This window comes from Chryseobacterium sp., assembly GCF_022869225.1.
In the GTDB taxonomy this organism is placed as follows: Bacteria; Bacteroidota; Bacteroidia; order Flavobacteriales; family Weeksellaceae; genus Chryseobacterium.
This window is the reverse complement of the sequence record NZ_JALIHL010000001.1, coordinates 3,519,868-3,539,782: the sequence shown is the minus strand read 5'-3', so window position 1 is coordinate 3,539,782 and position 19,915 is coordinate 3,519,868. Positions and strand designations below refer to the sequence as shown.

The following is a 19,915-nucleotide window of genomic DNA, read 5'->3' as shown; positions in this document are numbered from 1 at the left end:
CTTTATATTTTCTTCCATTTTCAGGCATACCATACAATCAATATCGTTATGATACATTCTACAGCTGCCAGAAAAACATAAAACGAATACCAATCTGAATAGGAGATTATTCCAATAAGCAGCATTACCACAGTAAAAAAAACTCCAAAAATAATATTCAAAATCCTGTTGACCGCAGGCTTTACAATAAGGGAAAGGAATACCATTGCTGCAGGAATTGCCAGAATTATAGAAGCAATACATAATTTTAAAGGAGAATTTAGCAGGCTGCTTCCTTCCACGAGACCGCGTGTTTTCCCCGAAGTATAGAGTTCAAAGTAATCTCCATACAAATAACATAGTGTAACTGAAGTCCAAAGCCCTGCAAGGATGACCTTTATGTTTACCGGAATATCCTCAAATTTTGTGGAATTGTTCATCGGCAATCTGATATTAATGGTTAGTATTTCTATTTTTCACTCCCAGAACCAACATCCACAAACAGATACCCATCTCCCCTATTGAAGCGGGCAGTGTTATATAGCCTGATAATGCATAATCTGAAAAATGAGGGATTAGAGTTTTTCCAAAAACATTGAGTATATACCCAAAACACCCCAGCATTAAGAAAACTCCCAGAATTTTGGGCAAAAAGCTAGATTTATATACCAAATAGCCAAAAGGGTAAAGCCAAAGCCCCCAAAAGATCTGAACCATTAAAATTCCTTTATTATAATGACTCAATAAAAGCATCATCTGGGCCTGAAGCTCTTCTATCTTATATATTTTTAAGTAATCAGCAGTCTCAATAATGGTCAGTACAGAAAGCTTATTTTGAAGATTGACAAAGGAAATAGGAACGCTTATAAGAGCAAGAATAACCATCAGTTTGGCATAAGAGGCATTGACGCCTTTCAGTAATTTATATAATACCAGAGGAAGCAGTGTAAAGGAAATATAACACAGCATACTGCCTGCAATACTCAGACTGAAAAGATACTTAGAAGAAGAGATATTTTGAAAGGTCAATGCAGGATTCTTCAAGTCTATCAATTGGGACGGAACATACATTAAACTAAAAAATCCCGTTATTATGACGATCAGATAAATAAATCCTGCCCATCTTGCTGTCTTATTTTCAAAGGTCATCTGTTTAGCTTTTAACCTAATAAGACGATTTCATTTTCAGTTTGTTACAATTACATATAAAAAATATTGGCCTGCCTATTAAATCAGGTTCATCTTTATCATAACGATTACTCCGCCATTATTTTCTTTGTCTTTCACAGTACAGGTAATGTCTTTTTTATACAGGTCATTCAGCAGCTGGATTCTTTCCAGTGTATTTTTCATTCCCCGCCCTTCTCTTGCCTTCTGGTGCTGGGTTTTCTGTTTTTTACTTTCTTCAATTCCGATTCCGTTATCTTCAATGGTGATCTTTAAATACTGGACATCCTTTTCAAAACTCAGTTTTAAGAATCCTTTTTCATCTCTATACCGCAATCCGTGCCAGATTGCATTTTCCAGAAACGGCTGTATAAGCATTCCCGGAACCTGCTGGCTTTGCAAGTTCAGGCTTTCATCTACCTCGACTTCGTAATCAAATTTATTTGCAAAACGCGTTTTTTCGAGCGCAAGATAATTCTGAAGAAGATCGAGCTCTTGTTGAAACGGGATAAAGTCTTCTGCAGAATTTTCCATCACACCGCGCATCAGTTTGGAGAATCTGGTAAGATACTGATTGGCTTCCAGCTCATTGCTGGTGGCTATAAAGTGATTGACACTGTTCAAACTGTTGAAAATAAAGTGAGGGTTCATCTCCCGTCTCAGGGATTGAAGGGCAATTCTTTTATTCTTGATCTGAACTCTTTTTAAGGTTCTGAAGATAAAAATAACAAGACCGCTTAATAGAATTAAAACCCCGATCAATCCATAATTGAAAACATTTTTCTTCCGGATCAGCTCATCTTTCAGTTCTTTTTCCTTTTCCAGCTGGGAAATTCTCTGTTCCGTATCTTCAAGGATCTTATTGTCTACCAAGCTTCTGTCCTTAGAAACAAGGTCGGGTAATTTTCCTAAAAAATCACGGTACAGCTGAACGGAGGCATCTCTATTTCCTGATATAGTATAAAGACTGTCCAACTTTTTGACACTTTTCTGAGCTTCCAGCGTATGTCCTTTATCCAATGCAATCCCATAAGCATTTTTCAACAGGGTTACCGCTTCATCCGGATCATTTTTCTTAATATAAATATCGGCAAGCTCCTGAATCTGATTGACTTTCTCCTGTGAATTTTCTTTTACAAAATCTTCTCTGAGGACTTTCTTTTTGGCTTCAATAGCTTTTTCAAAGTTTTTGTTCTCAACATAGAGGTTCGCTAACTTCTGATTAATTTCCAACGCCTGCTGTGGCGCTTCTTTTTTCGATATTTTATAAGCATTATTCAGATTTTCTTCAGCTTTAAATACATCATTCTGCTGTATATTGACATCTGCCAGCTGGCTGTAGCCCTCTGCAACACCGGCCTGTTCGTTTTCCTTTTTGCTTATGTTGATATTGTTCTGAATGGCTTCCACCTTTTGTTCCGGTGTAGGGGAAGAAAGCCTTGCCACATCATTGGAATTGACGGTTCTGCTTTTTTCGCTGTATCCCAGCTGCGCCGCCATACTGTAATTGCTGATGGCAGGAGTTATTTTATTCTGTTTTTCCTGCGACTGGGCTAATCTCCGGGTAGTTTTCTCAATATTCGGCTTGTCATTAAGCTTTTCGTAGATCTTTTTGGCTTTTGTGTAGTACTCTTCACTTTTCGGAAAGTTTCCGTCATTGAAGAATGTTTCCCCGATATTGTAATAGGAGTCAGCCTGTGCAGATTCATTTTTGGTATCTATAGCTTTTTTCAGTTTCCTAGTGGCTACCTGAACTTCCTCCACAGCTTTAGTATTGACCTGAGAATACATTCCACTCCCAAAGGTCATGAATAAAAAGAGGATAAAAAGCCTAAGTGTTTTCATAAAACAAAGATATACATATATAAAGTCTGTTCAAAAACTATTCACCAAGTGAAAGTTCCGCTTCACCAAGTCTCCCCGTTTTCATTTTCAGATCTGACTAATTTTACTTCAGAATTTAAAATTATAATTAAAATTAAAAACAGGAAATTATGAAATTGAAACATTTTTTATTAATCGGAATTTTATCTCTTGGAAGTTTTATCAATGCTCAGGAAATAAAGAAAAATGCCATTGAAGTAACGGGAGTTGCCGAAATGGAAGTAGTACCGGATGAAATCATTTTCAGTATCGGAATAAAGGCAGATCATAAAAACGAATTAGCAGACAATGAAAAGAAACTGTTTGAAACCTTAAAAAATGCAGGAGTAAAAAATGAGGACATTAAATTCAAATCGATGTATCAGAATATATACTCTAAAACCACCAAGTTTACTAAAAGTTATCAGTTTAAGGCTTCTACAACATCAAATATCAGCAAGATTTTTGAAGACCTGAATCAAAAATGGGTCAGCAGCCTGAATATTGCAGAAGTAAAGAATACAAAGATCGCAGATTTCAGAAAAACAGTCAAGATCAATGCTTTAAAAGCCGCTAAGGAAAAAGCAGATTACCTATTGGAAAGTATGGGTAAAAAGACCGGAAATGCTATTGAAATTGTAGAAATAGAAGATTATACCAGTGATACGGTACTTCCCGTGGCCTATAAAAGCAGGATGAATAGTGTACAAATGGAAATGGCCGATGCTTCAGCAGATTATTCTTTTGATAATATAGAAAACATCAAACTAAGATACAGCATCAAAACGAGATACGAAATCCTTTAAAAATGACAGATGTAAAAAAGACAGTCCTCCCAAGGGACTGTTTTTTATTGATACCCGGCTGAGGTTTACCAAGCCAGACTGCTCCTTCACCAAGTCTTCCGGTTTTCAGTCTTAAATAGGGATAATTTTACTCTATAAATTCAAAATAATAAACGATGAAACGTTATTTTTTACTATTAGCCACATTTTGTGCTGCTTTTATAAAAGCACAGGAAATCAAAAAAGAAATTGAGGTAAAGCAGGCTACTGTATTTCTTCAGGGGGCAAAAGTCTTTGGAAATACGAATGTAAATCTCCAGAAAGGAAGAAATAGGGTGAGAATCATCAACCTTCCGGACAACCTGGATGAAAATACATACAAAATCAATCTTGAGAAAAACACAACACTTCTTTCGATCACTCCTGAAAGTAATTTTTTGAAGAACGACGTATTATCTGACGGTGAAAAGAAACTCGAGGACGAAAGAAAAAAGCTTCAGAGGCAGGTTAATCTTCTGAATATCCAGATCAAGAACCTCACCGGCGAACAGAATATCATCAATGGTAATTTAAAAATATCCACCAATGATAAGTCAACGCCTCAGGAACAGCTCATCAGACTCACGGAATTTTACCGAAAAAGAATGCTGGAAATTGACAATCAGATCTTTTTGCTGGATGAGCAAAAAAATATCCTGGACGAAAGCATGGTCAGGCTGAACAAGCAGGCTGCGGAAGAGCAAACCCATAAAAACACCAACAGGAAAGAACTTGTGCTTGAAATTCTTGCGGATAATGATACCAGTCTGAACCTTGGAATCAGTTATATTGTTTCTGATGCCGGCTGGGTCCCTTCCTATGATGTAAGGGCAGAATCTGTAAAGAAACCTCTTGAAATGGTGTATAAAGGAAAAATCTATCAGAAAACCGGTCAGGACTGGAAAAATGTAAAACTTTTTGTTTCCACTTACCGACCTTCCTACAACCAGGACAGGCCTATACTGTCTCCTCTTTATATTGCTGAATATAGCGCTTACAACCCACAGATAGAAACTTCAGGTTTTCAATTGAAAAAAGAAACGGCAGCAGTAAATGCTTATCAGATGCGGGAAGTAGCGGAATCAAAACCATATCAGGTTCCGGTGGCTTCTGTTTCCGGCCGCCAGATGAATGTCATCTATGAACTCAATTACAATCAAACCATCCTAAGCCAGGAAAAAGAACAGTATGTCATTCTTGATAAAAAACAAATTGAGGCGGCTTACAAATACCATACGGTTCCAAAGCTTAACAACCAGGTTTTCCTGATGGCTTTTGTAAAAAACTGGCAGAACCTTAACCTCATTACAGGAGAAGCCAATATTTATTTTGAAGATAACTACATTGGAAAAACAACCATTACCAGCCATTATGTGAAAGATGAGTTCCCGATTTCCCTTGGTGTGGATGAAAGAATTACCGTAAAGAGAATCAAACTGGAAGATAAAACCTCCCAAAAAGCAATGAATACCAATAAATGGGAAACTGAATCTTATCAGATCAGCATCCGAAACAATACAAAAGAAAGCATTGAACTGGAAGTTCTTGACCAGCTTCCGATCAGTGAGAATTCAAAAATTTCAGTGAAGGCAGCGGAAACAGGCGGCGGAATCCTCGATGAAAAAACAGGAAGTATCCTTTGGAACAAGAACATCAGTTCCGGAGGTTCTGAAAAGATCAGTTTCTCCTATGAAGTGAAATATCCGAAAGATATGCAGGTCCAATATTACAGCAGATAATTTTTATAACCGGTAGCCGGGGTTATCAATGCCATCATTTTAAAAAAAACAAACCCTAAAAGCCACAAAAGTCTTTACATGAATAATTTTAAGTTTTTGAAAATCTTTAATGCTCTCCTTATATGAATTATTCAACAGCATTACCTCAATCTTACTGAGGTGTTTAATAACAATTTTTGTGGCTTTGCGGTTTAAAAAAAAGTTATCTGCCAAATTTAAAATACCTGGACAGCGGATGTTTTTTATTTTTCATATACAGAGAAGCCATTTCCATCCCTGTTACCGAAAAGGTAATCCCGTTCCCTCCAAATCCCAATACAAAATAGGAGTTTTTGAATTTCGGATGTTCTCCGATATAGGGAAGCCCGTCTTTTGTTTCTCCAAAGGTTCCTGCCCAGACAAAGTCCGGATAGAAATGATAACCGGGTTTTATTTTCTGTAAAGTTTTTAAGATTTCCTCTTCTTTTTTGCCGAGGAGTGCATCCCGCTTTTCAGCATCATAGAAATCTTCATCTCCGCCTCCTATCAGAAGCCTTCCGTCATCGGTAGTCCTCATATACATATAAGGATCATTGGTATTCCAGACCAGGGTATGGCTGATATTCTTAAATTTATCCGTATTGATTTCTGACACCACAGCATATGTACTTTTCAAATCAACGAAATTTTCGTTCAACAGGCTTTTGCTTTCGTACCCAATGCAGTAGATTATTTTTTTAGCCTTGATGGTATATCCGTTCTCAACGGTGGCCAGATTAAATCCTTTATGGTAATCTACCTTTACCATCTCGGTTTTATCAAAAATTTTTAATCCTTTTTTTACATTATGCTTACACAGCTCATGAGCAAAGCGAAAGGCATCTATACTGGCACCCTGTCCTGATAATATTCCCCCATGCGTATTTTCAAACCCAAATTGTTCCAGCACCTGATCTGCAGATAACCATTTTACTTCAAAACCTGCATTTTTTCTGGCGTCATACTCTTTTTTCAGCCACTCAACATCTTTCTTTTTGGAAGCAAAATACAATGATTCTTTTCTTTTGAATCCGGCATCAGACCGGATCAGTTTTGAAAGGCTGCCGATGGTGTCAATAGCATCAGAGCATGCTCTATAGCTTAATACTGCTCCTTTTTCTCCTATTTTTTCTATTAATTCAAAAAGAGGAACATCTATTTCATACTGCAGCATGGAAGTGGTCGCTGAGGTACTTCCGTTACAGAGTTCCCGTTTATCCATGAGAATGGTACTATAGCCTTCATCTACCATCTGATGGGCAATAAGGCTTCCGGTAATTCCTCCCCCGATAATCAGGACCTCACATTCTTCATCTGATTTCAGAGAAGGATAAGAGGCTATTAATCCGTTTTTTAAAAGCCAGAAAGGTTCATTTGATTTTAAATCCATATTAATATTTTACATTAAAATAACAATATCTAAACCAATTTTAACAACTCATTAATAACTTATGGTTTAATTATTGTAGTTCCACTTAAAATCAAACCACCAAAAATATTTACTATGATAACAATTATTCCAGAAGCTCCGGAGAATGTTGCGGCGTTCAATGCAACGGGAGAAGTGACGAAAGAAGATTTTGAAAGACTGGTAATTCCTCGTGTAAAAGAAAAAGTAGACCAATTTGGCGAGCTGAATTACTTACTGTATTTGGATACTGATCTGGATAAGTTTACCATAGGTGCATGGCTAGAAGATGCGCTTTTAGGATTAAAGAATCTTACCCACTGGAACCGTACAGCCATTGTCACAGACAAAGAAGGGGTACAGAATTTCACAGACATTTTCAGTGTCCTGATGCCGGGAGAGTTTAAATCTTTCCCTAAAGAAAACTTATACAATGCTCTCTACTGGTGTAAAAACGGTAATGAAGTAGAGGCATAATTCCATTTTATACAAATATATGAGGCTGCTTCTATCCTGAAGCAGCCTCATTTAATATTCCCGCAGATCGATGAAATTTGCAGATTTTATGCTGACAAAGCCATGATCTCCATTGTTTTACTGATCACATGAAACACATTCTGTAACGGATTCCTCGGGTGTCCTTTTTCCTGCACTATACAGGTACATATACCTGATGCTTACCGCAAATCCTATAAAAGTCATTCCCACTCCTACCAGTGAAGGATAATTGTAAGGAAGTCCGTATTCTAAAGGAATTCCTCCTAAAAAAGCCCCCATGGCATTGGCAATATTAAATCCGGCCTGCATAAAAGCGGCAGCCATCATTTCGCTTTTGGGAGCAGCTTTCATCATCATGATGTTAATAGGTGCTGCAATCGACATCGACAGTGCTCCGCACATAAAGGTAAGGATAAAGGCTGTATTCTGATGCTCGGAAAGGAAAAATACTCCCGTCAAAGAAATCATCATCAGAAAAATCAGGAGGGCACATGTTTTCTCCGGTCCCAACTTGTCTGAAACAACTCCACCAACCAGGTTCCCTACCACCATTCCAGCTCCGGCAAGAACCATCACATAAGCCATCTGACTGCTTTGTACTCCTGAGACCACCGTCATTAAAGGGGTTATATAGCTAAGCCAGGTAAAAAGTCCTCCAAATCCGATCGCTGTAATCGCAAGAACCAGCCACGACTGCTTATTCTTCAAGAATTTCAATTCTTCCAGGAAATGAGTGTTCTGGTTAGACTCCATCGCGGGAAGCCATAGTTTTAAAAATAATATTGCAAACAGTCCTATCAGTGCTACAATCGCAAAGTACAGCCTCCAATGAAAGGTATGCCCTATATAGGTCACCAAAGGAACCATTGCCAGGTTAGCCACTGTGAGCCCTGTAAACATCATTGATATATAAAATGCCTCTTTTCCTTTTCCTGCCATTTTGGAAGCCACTACAGTTCCTACTCCAAAAAATGCCCCATGCGGAAGCCCAGACATAAACCTGATGATCAGCATCGTGGTATAGTTGGGAGCAATAGCAGAAAGCCCGTTAAACAAAGTAAACAGGATCATAAAAGCGATCAGTACTTTTTTAGGCGGAAACTTTACGGAATATCCGATAAGAAGCGGTGCCCCGATAACTACTCCCATCGCATAAGCAGAGATCAAATGTCCGGTCTGAGGGATTGTAATCTGTAAGGTTTTTGCAATATCCGGAAGAAGCCCCATCACGGTAAACTCCGTGGTTCCAATTCCCAATCCACCGATTGCCAGTGGTATTATTCGTTTATCAATCTTCATTGTATATTCTTTTGTCTGAATTGTTATTTAGAATTAAAAATGGATTCTGCCATATTCATTTTGAAAGTGCAAAAATCGAAAGAAAGATTGAATTTCACTTCTTTTAAAATGATAAAAATTTGCTCCGTATTGACCTTTTTGACTAATTTTAAATCCACAAACAATCAAATGAGGACAAAATGAAAATTCAGAAAGAAATTATAGAGTTTGATAAAGGGAAATCTTTCAAGCTTTTTTCACCTTCTTTAAAAAACTGTTTTTTCTGGCATTATCATCCTGAAATAGAGCTTGTCTATGTAGAGGCTCTTAACGGGATACGACATGTTGGAAAGGATATTTCAGGATTTACAGAAAGTGAGCTGCTGCTGATCGGCTCCAATGTTCCTCATCTCAATTTTGATTATGGCATTCAAACAGAATGCCAGCAGCTGGTTCTTCAAATGCGGGAAAATTTTCTTCAGGATATCATACAGCCCGTTCCGGAATTTGGAAATATAAAAAGGCTTTTAGAAAGATCCTACCTCGGATTATCTTTCTCGGGGGAAACAAAAAACAGTGTGGTTGAAAAACTTCATCAAATGAAGGAAAAAAACTCTTTTACTTCCTTAATAGAGCTTATTCAAATTTTACAAATTCTTGCAGATTCTACAGAGGTAAAAGAACTCAACAAAGAGGATACAAGAATCAAATGGTTCCTGAATGATAAGATCAGGATGGGTACCATTTACGACTATATCCATGAAAATTATGACAAGCAACCCAATGTCAATGAAATTGCAAAAATTGTGAGTTTGAGTACTCCTGCATTCTGCCGGTATTTTAAGAAACAAACCAATATGACCTTTACCGATTTTGTCAATAACTACAGGATCAACCAGGCCAAAATATTTCTGCTGAAAGACTATTCTGTGACCGAAGTCTGTTTTCAGGTGGGTTTTGAAAGTCTATCCTATTTTAATAAGCTGTTCAAGCAGCATACGGGAGAAACGCCATCGGAATTCAGGAAAAAATATTTCAAACCTATTGAAATCAATGGAAGGATTGGGGTGATCACCAAAGATTCTGCCTGTCATAAATAAAAGGTCCGTTTAAAATTTATCTACTCTCCAAAAAAAACCGCTCATTACTGAACGGTTTATATTGTTAGTGAATATGTTTTTCTGCGTGGTAAGAACTTCTTACAAGAGGTGAGCTTTCAACGTGTCTGAAGCCTAAACTTCTTGCGAAATCTCCAAATTCATCAAACTCTTCGGGAGTAATGAATTTCTTTACAGGAAGATGTTTTTTAGTCGGCTGCAGATACTGTCCCAGTGTAATAACGTCTACATTGGCATTTCGGATGTCTTCAATGGTTTGGAAAACCTCATCTTTAGTCTCTCCCAACCCAAGCATTACACCGGTTTTGGTTCTTCTTTGCCCTGCTTCTTTTAAATATCTTAATACATCAAGGCTTCTTTCATATTTTGCCTGAATTCTCACTTCTCTGGTTAAACGTTTTACAGTTTCCATATTATGAGAGATTACTTCAGGAGCAACGTCTACCAGCCTGTCAAGATGTTTGGTAATTCCCTGGAAGTCCGGAATCAATGTTTCCATAGTGGTTCCCGGAGAAATCCTTCTTACGGCATTCACCGTTTCGCCCCAAAGAATAGATCCCATATCTTTTAAATCATCACGGTCTACAGAAGTAAGAACAGCATGTTTGATCTTCATTAATTTAATGGAACGGGCTACTTTTTCAGGTTCATCCCAATTGACATCCAGCGGTTTTCCTGTTTTTACTCCACAAAATCCGCAGCTTCTCGTACAGATATTTCCCAAAATCATGAAAGTTGCTGTACCTTCTCCCCAGCATTCTCCCATATTCGGGCAGCTTCCGCTTTGGCAAATGGTGTTTAATTTATATTTATCAACCAAAGTTCTAAGTTCCCGGTAGTTCTTTCCGGTAGGAAGTTTTACGCGGATCCATTTTGGTTTTTGAACGGTAGTGTCTTGAACTGAATTTTCCATTTCTAAAATTGAAGTTCAAAGTTAAGGATTTTTTAATGGAAACCATCTACCAGAAAAATTGATGGAACTGATAATTCAACAATTAAGATCTGATTTTCAGATCCGTTGAACTGCAAAATAGTGAACATATTTTTCAAATACTGTCACTTTCATACCACAAAATAGTATTTATTGTCAATAATACAACCTTTTGGAAAGATTATTGCTACATTCTACAGTATGAAAAAACAGAACTACTATAACCACAGGAAATTTTATCCGCCCCATCATTTTATTTATCTTCCATTATTAATTCTTCTGGAAATCTTCGGCCTGTATAAAATAGGGAATGATGACAGCAACCAGTTGGCGTGGATATTGTTCTCCATTGTAATCTTTCTGCTTTTCTACCTTGCATTGATGACCAGACAGCATTATGCCCTGGGGCTTCAAAACCGTATGGTTATCCTTGAATTTAAGCAGCGGTACTTTGAAATTTTCAATAAAAGATCTGATGAAACGGCTGAAAAGCTAAAATTTGATCAGATTGCGGCACTGAGATTTGCGTATGATGATGAATTTAAAGAGCTTTTATACAGGGCTCTTCATGAAAACATTTCAGGGGATGAAATTAAAAGGTCTATTAAAAACTGGAAGGCTGACCACCTTAGAATTTAACACATTTAACAAAATATATTACTTATGAAAAAATGGAGCTTTTACAGTATAACGATATTATGTTTGCTAACATTAACAAGTTGTGAGGCAGTAGAAACAATTTTTAAGGCAGGAATGTGGTGGGGAATTATCTTGGTCTGTGCAATAGTAGTGATTCTTTTACTGATTTTTTCGAAGGGTAAAAACTCTTAACCATGTTTTATGGAGAAGAATACAGATTTAGAGATGATTTCTCACCTGAAGCCTTCTAAAATTGTTAAAATAATGAAGGATCCGGAAGCTTCTGCAAAGGCGGTACATCTTGTATATACCACCGATGCAGAAACGGCCGGAATTACCCGTAAAAAGACAGGGAAAAAGTATTCTTATTATAAAGACGGGGAAAGAATCACGGATAAAGAGGAGATTACAAGGATCAACAGCCTGGTCATTCCTCCTGCTTGGGAAAATGTATGGATCTGCGCGCTCGAAAACGGCCATCTCCAGGCCACCGGTTTTGATATCAAAAACAGAAAACAGTACCGCTATCATCCGCTGTGGAGTGCTTTGAGAAATCATACAAAATTTTACAGAATGCTTCAGTTTGGATATGCACTGCCGGATATACGGCTTCAGGTAGAGCAGGATCTGGCTTTGAGAAATTTTGAAAAACGGAAAATACTGGCATTGATCGTAAGCCTTATGCAGCGCACCAATATCCGTATCGGCAATAATGTATATGAGAAATTGTACGGTTCTTTTGGGCTGACCACGTTAAAGGGTAAGCATGTACAAGTAAAAGGACAAAAGATCTCCTTTTCATTTAAAGGGAAGAAAGGCATCATGCATCAGATTGATCTCAGAAGCAGAAGGCTGGCAAGGCTGGTGCAAAAATGCAAAGATATCCCCGGAAAAGAGCTTTTCCAGTATTTTGATGATGAGGGAAACCGGCATTCCATAGATTCAGGAATGGTCAATGAATATATCAAAGAAATAAGTGGTGAAGATTTTACCGCTAAGGATTTCAGGACCTGGTCCGGAACGGTGAGCGCATTGATCGCTTTTAAAGAAATAGGGTATGCAGAAAACGATACTCAGTATAAAAAGAAGGTGAAAGAAGCGCTGGACATCGTTGCTGAGCATCTTGGAAACACGAACACGGTCTGTAGAAAATACTATGTACATCCTCTGGTCATCAATCTTTATGAAAACAACACCCTCAAAAAGTACCTTGATGAGCTGGAAATCATAGAAGAAAATGACGGTAAAGCCAGTCTGACGCAGGAAGAAAAACTGGTTCTTAAAATTCTTGAAAATGAAAAAATGTAGAGTTTTTGAGGATGGAAGCTCTTGAAGCCTGAAAAATAATCGTTTGTTCTTTTAACCTGACCAGATTTAAATCATTATATTAATGTCAGCGCAACATCGTCCGAAAGTACGTTCAGCCTATTGCTCCCAGCTTCCAGCATTATTAAACCGGCACTCTGTTCTTTAAAAACATTGTCCGGTATTCTTTAGGGGTGATCCCTGCAATTTTTTTGAAAAGCTGGGTAAAATGGGATGCGGTATGAAAATTCAGTTCATAAGCGATCTCTGCAATATCTTTACTTGAATGGAGTAATGCTTTACTGTAATTGATGTCAATCTCATTGATCCATTGTTTCGGAGATTTCTGGGTAACACTTTTCACGCATTTATTTAAGTAACTTTCAGTCACCGACAGTTTATCAGCATAGAAAGCCACCCGTTTTTCCCCAACATGATATTTAAACAAAAGATCCCGGAACTGCAGTGATAATTCCATCGGACGGGTGGCTGATTTGTGGTGGCTGTCAGAATCCGTACTCAGCATTTTAATCAGAATAAGATGAAGCATCGTCACTACCACATCATTCACATTGAGGTTATTCAGCCACAATTCCTGTTCCATAATCGGAAGAAGCTGGGTGATCGTTCCATATGTTAAACTGTCCAGGTTCAGAAAAGGTGTCATGAAAAAAATACTGCTCTTATGCTTGGGCAGCTCCTGTTCAGACAGGATATTGTTTTCATAGGCAAGAAAAAAGCCTTCAATATCATCTGACAATTCAACGGTTGCCGTGATTGTACCCTGCTTAATGAAGATGACACCTCCTTTTTCAGAATGATATTCTTTATTTTCAAGGTATTGCTTGATATGTCCGTTCGTAATGAAGATAATGAAATTAAAAGTCGTACGGTACGGAATCACCGGCATCAGTATCCCTTTAAGATAATTCTCTATCCGATAAAGCTGTATATCAGCATTATTAGCTAATATTTTCTCCGTTATATTGGGAAGAAAAAGCTTTTTATATTGAAAATTGGATAATACTTCCATGATGATTGATTATTACAAATTTAATGCTGAAATTGAGTATTTGGATATTTTTATACAATGTGGGATGTGAGGTATAAAGTAGAATGAAGGACCCTCTTTGAAATAACGGTATTATAAATAACAATAGAACATCCCACATTATACATTAGAACTTATAGTACACTCCTACTCTTACTCCCAAAGGACTTCCCGGAGTATAGGTAAGATCTGTAATGGGTTCTGCTTCTCCTTTCAATTGTGTTTCTGTCGCAAATTGGGCTTCGTTCCATTTTACATTGAAAAGGTTATTTACCTGAAGATTGGCGCCCCATTTCTGACGGTTGTAAGAAAGCATCAGATCATTTACAAAATAGGCTTTTGTTTTGATACTGTTGTCCTCCACCGCCGGTCTTTCGCCAAGATAACGATATTGGAGCCCTAGAGAGAAACCATTCAGGAAATCCCAGTTTACGGATCCTGTACTGGTTACTACAGGGGCTAATGGAATGTAATCCTGACCTTTTTCCTCTTCAATAAATCTGGCATGAGAGTAATTGATATCTGCATTCAGATAAAAATTTTCCAGAGGCTGAAAACGGATGCCAAGATCTGCTCCAAAGCGTCTCGATTTTCCGGAAGGCTCTACTACGGCATCGTCTCCCACATAGACAAATTCCTGCTGCAGATCCATATACCATAAAGCAGGGGTAATGATCAACGATTTGAAAGGGTGCAATCTCACTCCGAAATCTGCACCGATAGAATACGGAAGGGTATTTTCGTTTTTATTGGGAACTACAACCCTTAAGTCATTAGAGTGAAAGCCCATTCCTGTTTTCAGGAACCACATCACGTTGTCATTCTGAGCGTAAGAAAAATTCAGTTTGGGGCTCAATCTTGTTGCCTCTTTTGACTGTCCGGAAGGCAATTGTTCTGCATCCAGCAGATTGTGCATAGTAAAGATAAAGTGATCTACTCTCAAAGCGGGGTTGATGGTCCACTTCCCTGTTTTCCAGATCAATCCGGAATAGGCGTGCAGATTGGTTTCCGTACCGGTAACATCGGATAATCTGTCAAGCAGTAAATCCCTGTGATACACATGATTCAACTGTAAGGTATTAATATCATCATTTCTTATACCGATTCCTGAAATCCAATTCAGCGCGCTGTTGGGTAAAGCGAAGCTTTTGGTGTATTTTACTTCGGCTCCGTAAATATTCCTTCCATCGGTCTGCTGGATTTCATCTCCATGGTCTTTATCTTTTAAATAGAAGGTAAAATCAGAATACAGGTTGAAGTTATATTTTGAATAAAAAGCCATTGCATCAATCTGCTCAGAAGGCGAAATGATATGCTTAAAATTCATCTGAAGGTTGGTTCTGGAGGTTTTTCCTCCTTCTGTAGGATCTATACTTCCCCATCTGCTGATGATTCCTTCATCTACCGCACGCTCAGGGATCTGTCCCGAAGCATTCCATGATGAATTGAAGGTTGAAAACTGAATATTGAAATAGTCATTATCGGTAAGCCATTGATTGTACTTTCCAAAAATATTGACTTTATTAAAATTCTGTTTTACATCAAAAGGACCGTCCGTATAGTTGTATTCTGCTGCCACATACGCATTCTTTCTTCCTAAATCATCATGCAGAATATTGAACATTCCCAACACTCTTTTTGAATTGAACGAACCGCCTTCCAATTTGATCATACTGTTTTTCAACCCGTTATACGTCTGAAAATCAACATAACCTGCTGTATTGAAATCTCCACGGTCCATATAATATGCTCCTTTTCCAAAGTCAATATTATTGACCGTTTCAGGAATCACAAAGTGCAGGTCAGAATATCCCTGTCCATGGGCATGAGACACAATATTCACCGGCATTCCATCTACATTGACACTTACGTCTGTACCGTGATCGGCATCAAATCCTCTTAAAAAAAGCTGTTCGGCTTTTCCTCCGCCGGCATGCTGTGCAATAAACAGTCCCGGAACTTTTCTCAACAGATCCTGCGCCGAATTTACCGGAAATTTATTCAGGTCTACTTTTGTAATGGCCGACAAAAATGAACTGTGATTGATGGCCACTTCAGAAATCTGAAAAGGCTTATGCTGTAAAAAAATAACTTTATTTTTATCTTCATCATTGGTCACCACCCATTTTACCTCATCGTATCCCTGACGGATGATCACAAGGGTATCAGGAAGAGATTTTACAGGAATGGCAAATGTACCGTCTGTTCCTGTGTGGGTATGGCTGTTTCCGTGGTCATATTTTACCAGCGCATCAGCGATGGGGAATTTGTCATCAGCATCTTTGATTAGCAGTTGCTTTTCTGCTTCCTGTGCCATCATCTTTCCACTGAATGCCATGACCAGAAATACGGCTGCTATTTTTGTTATTTTCATTTTTTGTTTTGATTAATGATTGTATTGATGTAAAATGTATTAATGATTTTAGAAGTCAGATGAGAGACATTTAATCTGAAATATCAATGGTGAATTTTGCTTTGCAAGTGAATCGTCAATTATCCGTAAAAGCATGACAACCATGAACTTTAAACTTTAAACCTTGAATTTTAAACTTTGAACTGCCTCACCTTCTCAATCTCAAACTCTCTGACTCTCCGACTATCAAACCCTATCCTTTCGCTTTAAAAAATACCTTCTGTATTAAAAGAGTAATCCAGGTTCCTGCTACAAATGGAAAAGTAAATACGCCACCAACAGCGTCCAGGCAATGATTATCTATCAGGAAATCATCGATAGCAATAGTTAAAAGAACGGCAATAAGCACCCACAATCCATCTGTTTTTTTAACACCAGAGAATACAATAGCTGAAAGCACGGCATTAAAACCAAATAATCCCATATGGATTTCTTTAATAGGTTCTCCGTTCAGCTGTGATAATCCGGCACCCAGAATAGAGGCTGTAAGCCCGTACAAAGCAGCTACCGGTGAACTGATGAAAACAGCAATGAAAAAAATCATTCCTGAAACCACTCCACCCTGAAATATCACTTCACCAAAGCCATTCGTACAGGTAAGAAAATCATCATATTTCGTAGGTACCACTTCACTGCTCAGCATGGCCGACGGCGGAATATGGGTAAAATGGTGTAGTGTAAATACCAATACCCATGTAATAATGATGAAAGGAAAAGTAAATACCTGAATTTTCTTTTGGATAAAGAAATGCTGAATAATAGCAGCCAATGCTCCCCCTAAAACGATCAGAACCCAGATCAATACTGTTGTTTGGAATAAGAAAGACAATGCTACTCCTACAAGTGCTGCACTGAAGCCGTACAATCCTGCATTGATCTCAGATTTATCATAGCTAAGTTTCATAGCTGTAAACGTTCCGGCAGCTGTCGAAAGAATCACGGCAACCCCGCATTGCCAGCTTCCCATAAAGATTCCTATAAGAAACAGAAGTCCTGTCCATCTGTTTTCCTGGAGCATGATCTGCCCGATCCCTTTTAAAACATTGTCTAAAAAGGGGATTTTTTTTAAAATTTCGTCCATAGTTTTTTTAATTGTATTAACGTAGAATGTAAAATGTATTAGTGATGTAGGATGAGATGTTAGAGGTTAGATTTTCAGATATCAGATTTGAGATAAAAAGATTAGATATTTGAAATTCATCATTTCCACTTCAATATCCTTCAATTTTCCAACTCTCAAACCTTCAAACCCTCAAACCCTCAAACTCTCAAACCCTCAAACTCGAAACCCGCATCACCTTACCATCCCAGAAAGACCATTCCGATTCCGCATACGGTTACTACCGCTCCGCTTACCACTCCCATATATCTTTCAAGTTTATCTGTATTGAATAATGTTGAGTATCCATAACGCCCTAAAAGAACCATTCCCAGCATAGTCAAAACTGTAGTCGCGGTAAATGAAGTCACAAGGACTGCAATTTCAGACATCGAATGCTTTACTCCTGAATAGAATAATAGAGGAATCAAAGGTTCACTCGGTCCCATTACGAAAATCATAAAAAGGACAAGCGGGGTCACTTTTATTCTTTTTTGAGGCATCACGATTTCACTGTGGTTGTGTTCATAAACGTAAACATCATCACCCATCACATCAAAGTGCTTATGAGGTTTATTTCTGATAGCCTGAACCAGGCCGTATACTAAGTAGACTCCACCAAAGATCAGCAGAGCCCATCCTGAGAAATTGCCTCTGATATCCTGAAACCATGAGATCTTATTCAGCTGCCAGCCGAGAAATACTCCGATAAATCCTAAAATTAAAGAGCTTAATACATGTCCCAATCCGCAGACTACAGTGAGCACTGCTGTTTTCATCCCACTCCATTTTTTAGATTTTGAGAGGACAATGAAAGGCAGATAATGATCCGGCCCTGAAGCCGTATGTATAAAACTTATTGAAACGGCACTTAAAAGAAGCGCCCATACTGTACTGTCCATTTTTGTTTACTGTTGTTCATTTTTTTATTAAGTTTTGGCTAAAGCCGATTGTATAAATTATTTTATTATCACGGGCTAAAGCCCGTTTCTATTGATAAAATCAGCCTACCTAACTTCAACAAGAATCATGTTATTTTTTATTCCAGTGACCAAAGAATTTCCTGGAGATGAAGGAAAAAATGATACATCAGTTCTCCGCCATGTCCCAGAGATCTCACGACGAAACCATGATCTTCCATAGCAGAAACCCCTACTTCCATTTCACCACGATATTGTTCTGCTGCTTCGATGATCTCTTCAATCAAACCGTTTTTATCCACATTCTCCTTCGTGCTGTAGAAGATCAGAGTTCCCTGATGAGTATACTGCTCCAGGTTTCCGATACTGCTGACCGGAATCATATCAGGCTGAATCACCACATTGTCTTTTACCACCAATTTATTATTGTGGTAGATCTCCATAAGATTCTGAAAGCGTTTCAATTTGAAAACCTCCCCATAATGCTTTCTCCCACAGGTAATGATCTCGCTGATGATAATCTGGCTGTTTTTCCCGATATGGATATTGACTTTACTTTTAAAGTTGGAATCTTCATGCGGAACTATGGGATGTGGCACGTAAGCAAAAGAAGTTTCATCTTCCATGGTAACGTTAAGCTCCTGCACAGCCTTATCTTTCATATTGAAAAGTCTCTGATACGACTGTGACTGCAGCTGAAGTGCAGCTCCCTTCTCAAGGGCTACATCCAGATGATAATGGTCTCCATCCAGAATCCCCGGAGAGGAGCTCATCACCATCTGATAGAGCTTTTTGTCACTTTTTCGCTGTCCTACAGAAACCACTCTGAAAGGAAGTGAGACATAAAGATCTTTCACATAGGATTCTCCTCCCTTGAATCCTGCGATAATATTTAAACGACTCTCCATTTATCTCACTAAGTTCGGTTCTTCAATTTCCTCTAAAAGGGCATATTTTTTAATCCAGCCGATTACTTTGTCAAGTCCTTCATCAGTTTTAAGATTCGTGAATACAAATGGATTTCCTTTTCTCATTCTTCTGGCATCATTCTCCATCACTTCAAGGCTGGCCCCTACGTAAGGTGCAAGGTCAATCTTATTGATGATTAATAAGTCAGATCTTGTAATACCAGGACCTCCTTTTCTAGGAATTTTTTCTCCTTCTGCTACGTCAATGATGAAAATCGTAACATCTGCAAGATCCGGACTGAAAGTCGCTGAAAGGTTATCCCCTCCACTTTCGATAAGAACCAGCTCGATATCCGGGAAACGGGACGCCAGTTCATCTACTGCTTCAAGATTCATACTTGCATCTTCACGGATTGCAGTGTGAGGACAGCCTCCTGTTTCCACTCCAATGATTCTGTCATGAGGAAGAAGACTGTTCTTTGCCATAAACTCAGCATCTTCCTTGGTATAAATATCATTTGTGATTACGCCAAGATCATAAGTCCCGAATAATTTTCTGCTTAGACGTTCCAATAATGCAGTTTTTCCTGAACCTACTGGTCCTGCCACCCCTACTTTTATATATTTTCTATTTTCCATTTCTTCTAAAATTTTAATTGTTTTTTTAACGCTATGGGCGCTAAGTTTTTCTTTAGCGTGATGAACACTATTTTTTATGAATTGAGAATATGTAAGGGATGCAAAGGCATTTCATTCG

The 19,915-nt window shown here is 38.2% G+C and carries 18 protein-coding genes; 6 read left to right on the top strand and 12 right to left on the bottom strand.

Going from position 1 to position 19,915, the window contains the following annotated elements; genetic code table 11:
* Positions 1 to 20 precede the first annotated feature (20 nt).
* From MUW56_RS16575 to MUW56_RS16565, 3 genes are all read right to left on the bottom strand, one after another.
* Positions 21 to 419, bottom strand: a complete 399-nt coding sequence (locus MUW56_RS16575) for a DUF6326 family protein (RefSeq protein ID WP_292014225.1) — start codon at positions 417 to 419, stop codon at positions 21 to 23.
* 13 nt (positions 420 to 432) lie between these two features.
* Positions 433 to 1,128: a DUF4386 domain-containing protein gene (locus MUW56_RS16570; protein WP_292014224.1), complete on the bottom strand. Its 696-nt coding sequence runs from the start codon at positions 1,126 to 1,128 to the stop codon at positions 433 to 435.
* A 78-nt stretch (positions 1,129 to 1,206) separates the two neighbouring features.
* Positions 1,207 to 2,991 carry a histidine kinase gene (locus tag MUW56_RS16565; protein WP_292014223.1) on the bottom strand — a complete coding sequence of 595 codons (1,785 nt, stop codon included), beginning with the start codon at positions 2,989 to 2,991 and terminating at the stop codon, positions 1,207 to 1,209.
* A 149-nt stretch (positions 2,992 to 3,140) separates the two neighbouring features.
* Between MUW56_RS16565 and MUW56_RS16560 the strand changes: the two genes are divergently transcribed.
* Both MUW56_RS16560 and MUW56_RS16555 read left to right on the top strand, forming a co-directional pair.
* Positions 3,141 to 3,815 (top strand): SIMPL domain-containing protein, encoded by a 675-nt coding sequence (locus MUW56_RS16560; RefSeq protein ID WP_292014222.1) that lies wholly within the window; start codon positions 3,141 to 3,143, stop codon positions 3,813 to 3,815.
* Positions 3,816 to 3,970: 155 nt separating this feature from the next.
* Positions 3,971 to 5,572 carry a DUF4139 domain-containing protein gene (locus MUW56_RS16555; RefSeq protein WP_292014221.1) on the top strand — a complete coding sequence of 534 codons (1,602 nt, stop codon included), beginning with the start codon at positions 3,971 to 3,973 and terminating at the stop codon, positions 5,570 to 5,572.
* Between the two features lie 202 nt (positions 5,573 to 5,774).
* On the opposite strand, the gene MUW56_RS16550 is transcribed toward MUW56_RS16555, so the two are convergent.
* Positions 5,775 to 6,980 (bottom strand): FAD-binding oxidoreductase, encoded by a 1,206-nt coding sequence (locus MUW56_RS16550; RefSeq protein ID WP_292014220.1) that lies wholly within the window; start codon positions 6,978 to 6,980, stop codon positions 5,775 to 5,777.
* A 114-nt stretch (positions 6,981 to 7,094) separates the two neighbouring features.
* Between MUW56_RS16550 and MUW56_RS16545 the strand changes: the two genes are divergently transcribed.
* Positions 7,095 to 7,475, top strand: a complete 381-nt coding sequence (locus MUW56_RS16545; protein ID WP_292014219.1) for an STAS/SEC14 domain-containing protein — start codon at positions 7,095 to 7,097, stop codon at positions 7,473 to 7,475.
* A gap of 117 nt (positions 7,476 to 7,592) precedes the next feature.
* Here the strand turns inward: MUW56_RS16545 and MUW56_RS16540 are convergent, their stop codons facing one another.
* Positions 7,593 to 8,795 (bottom strand): MFS transporter, encoded by a 1,203-nt coding sequence (locus tag MUW56_RS16540; protein WP_292014218.1) that lies wholly within the window; start codon positions 8,793 to 8,795, stop codon positions 7,593 to 7,595.
* A 179-nt stretch (positions 8,796 to 8,974) separates the two neighbouring features.
* Between MUW56_RS16540 and MUW56_RS16535 the strand changes: the two genes are divergently transcribed.
* Complete coding sequence (locus MUW56_RS16535) at positions 8,975 to 9,874, top strand: AraC family transcriptional regulator (RefSeq protein WP_292014217.1); 900 nt, start codon at positions 8,975 to 8,977, stop codon at positions 9,872 to 9,874.
* Between the two features lie 64 nt (positions 9,875 to 9,938).
* Here MUW56_RS16535 and lipA read toward each other — a convergent pair whose 3' ends face one another.
* Positions 9,939 to 10,805, bottom strand: coding sequence for a lipoyl synthase (gene lipA, locus MUW56_RS16530; RefSeq protein WP_291932663.1), 867 nt, complete (start codon positions 10,803 to 10,805; stop codon positions 9,939 to 9,941).
* Positions 10,806 to 10,976: 171 nt separating this feature from the next.
* Between lipA and MUW56_RS16525 the strand changes: the two genes are divergently transcribed.
* Positions 10,977 to 11,462 (top strand): DUF6526 family protein, encoded by a 486-nt coding sequence (locus MUW56_RS16525; RefSeq protein WP_292014216.1) that lies wholly within the window; start codon positions 10,977 to 10,979, stop codon positions 11,460 to 11,462.
* 201 nt (positions 11,463 to 11,663) lie between these two features.
* The gene (locus MUW56_RS16520; RefSeq protein WP_292014215.1) at positions 11,664 to 12,770 is read left to right on the top strand and encodes a DNA topoisomerase IB; all 1,107 of its coding nucleotides are present in this window, start codon (positions 11,664 to 11,666) and stop codon (positions 12,768 to 12,770) included.
* Between the two features lie 142 nt (positions 12,771 to 12,912).
* On the opposite strand, the gene MUW56_RS16515 is transcribed toward MUW56_RS16520, so the two are convergent.
* The 6 genes from MUW56_RS16515 to ureG form a co-directional block, all read right to left on the bottom strand.
* Entirely contained in the window at positions 12,913 to 13,800 is an 888-nt protein-coding gene (locus MUW56_RS16515; RefSeq protein ID WP_292014214.1) for an AraC family transcriptional regulator, read from the bottom strand.
* A 145-nt stretch (positions 13,801 to 13,945) separates the two neighbouring features.
* Positions 13,946 to 16,192 carry a TonB-dependent receptor plug domain-containing protein gene (locus tag MUW56_RS16510; RefSeq protein WP_292014213.1) on the bottom strand — a complete coding sequence of 749 codons (2,247 nt, stop codon included), beginning with the start codon at positions 16,190 to 16,192 and terminating at the stop codon, positions 13,946 to 13,948.
* Positions 16,193 to 16,424: 232 nt separating this feature from the next.
* Positions 16,425 to 17,312, bottom strand: coding sequence for an urea transporter (locus MUW56_RS16505; protein ID WP_292014212.1), 888 nt, complete (start codon positions 17,310 to 17,312; stop codon positions 16,425 to 16,427).
* A 218-nt stretch (positions 17,313 to 17,530) separates the two neighbouring features.
* Positions 17,531 to 18,232 (bottom strand): hypothetical protein, encoded by a 702-nt coding sequence (locus tag MUW56_RS16500; protein WP_292014211.1) that lies wholly within the window; start codon positions 18,230 to 18,232, stop codon positions 17,531 to 17,533.
* 137 nt (positions 18,233 to 18,369) lie between these two features.
* Positions 18,370 to 19,158, bottom strand: coding sequence for an urease accessory protein UreD (locus tag MUW56_RS16495; protein WP_292014210.1), 789 nt, complete (start codon positions 19,156 to 19,158; stop codon positions 18,370 to 18,372).
* Complete coding sequence (gene ureG, locus MUW56_RS16490) at positions 19,159 to 19,797, bottom strand: urease accessory protein UreG (protein ID WP_292014209.1); 639 nt, start codon at positions 19,795 to 19,797, stop codon at positions 19,159 to 19,161. It lies immediately after the preceding gene.
* Positions 19,798 to 19,915: the final 118 nt, after the last annotated feature.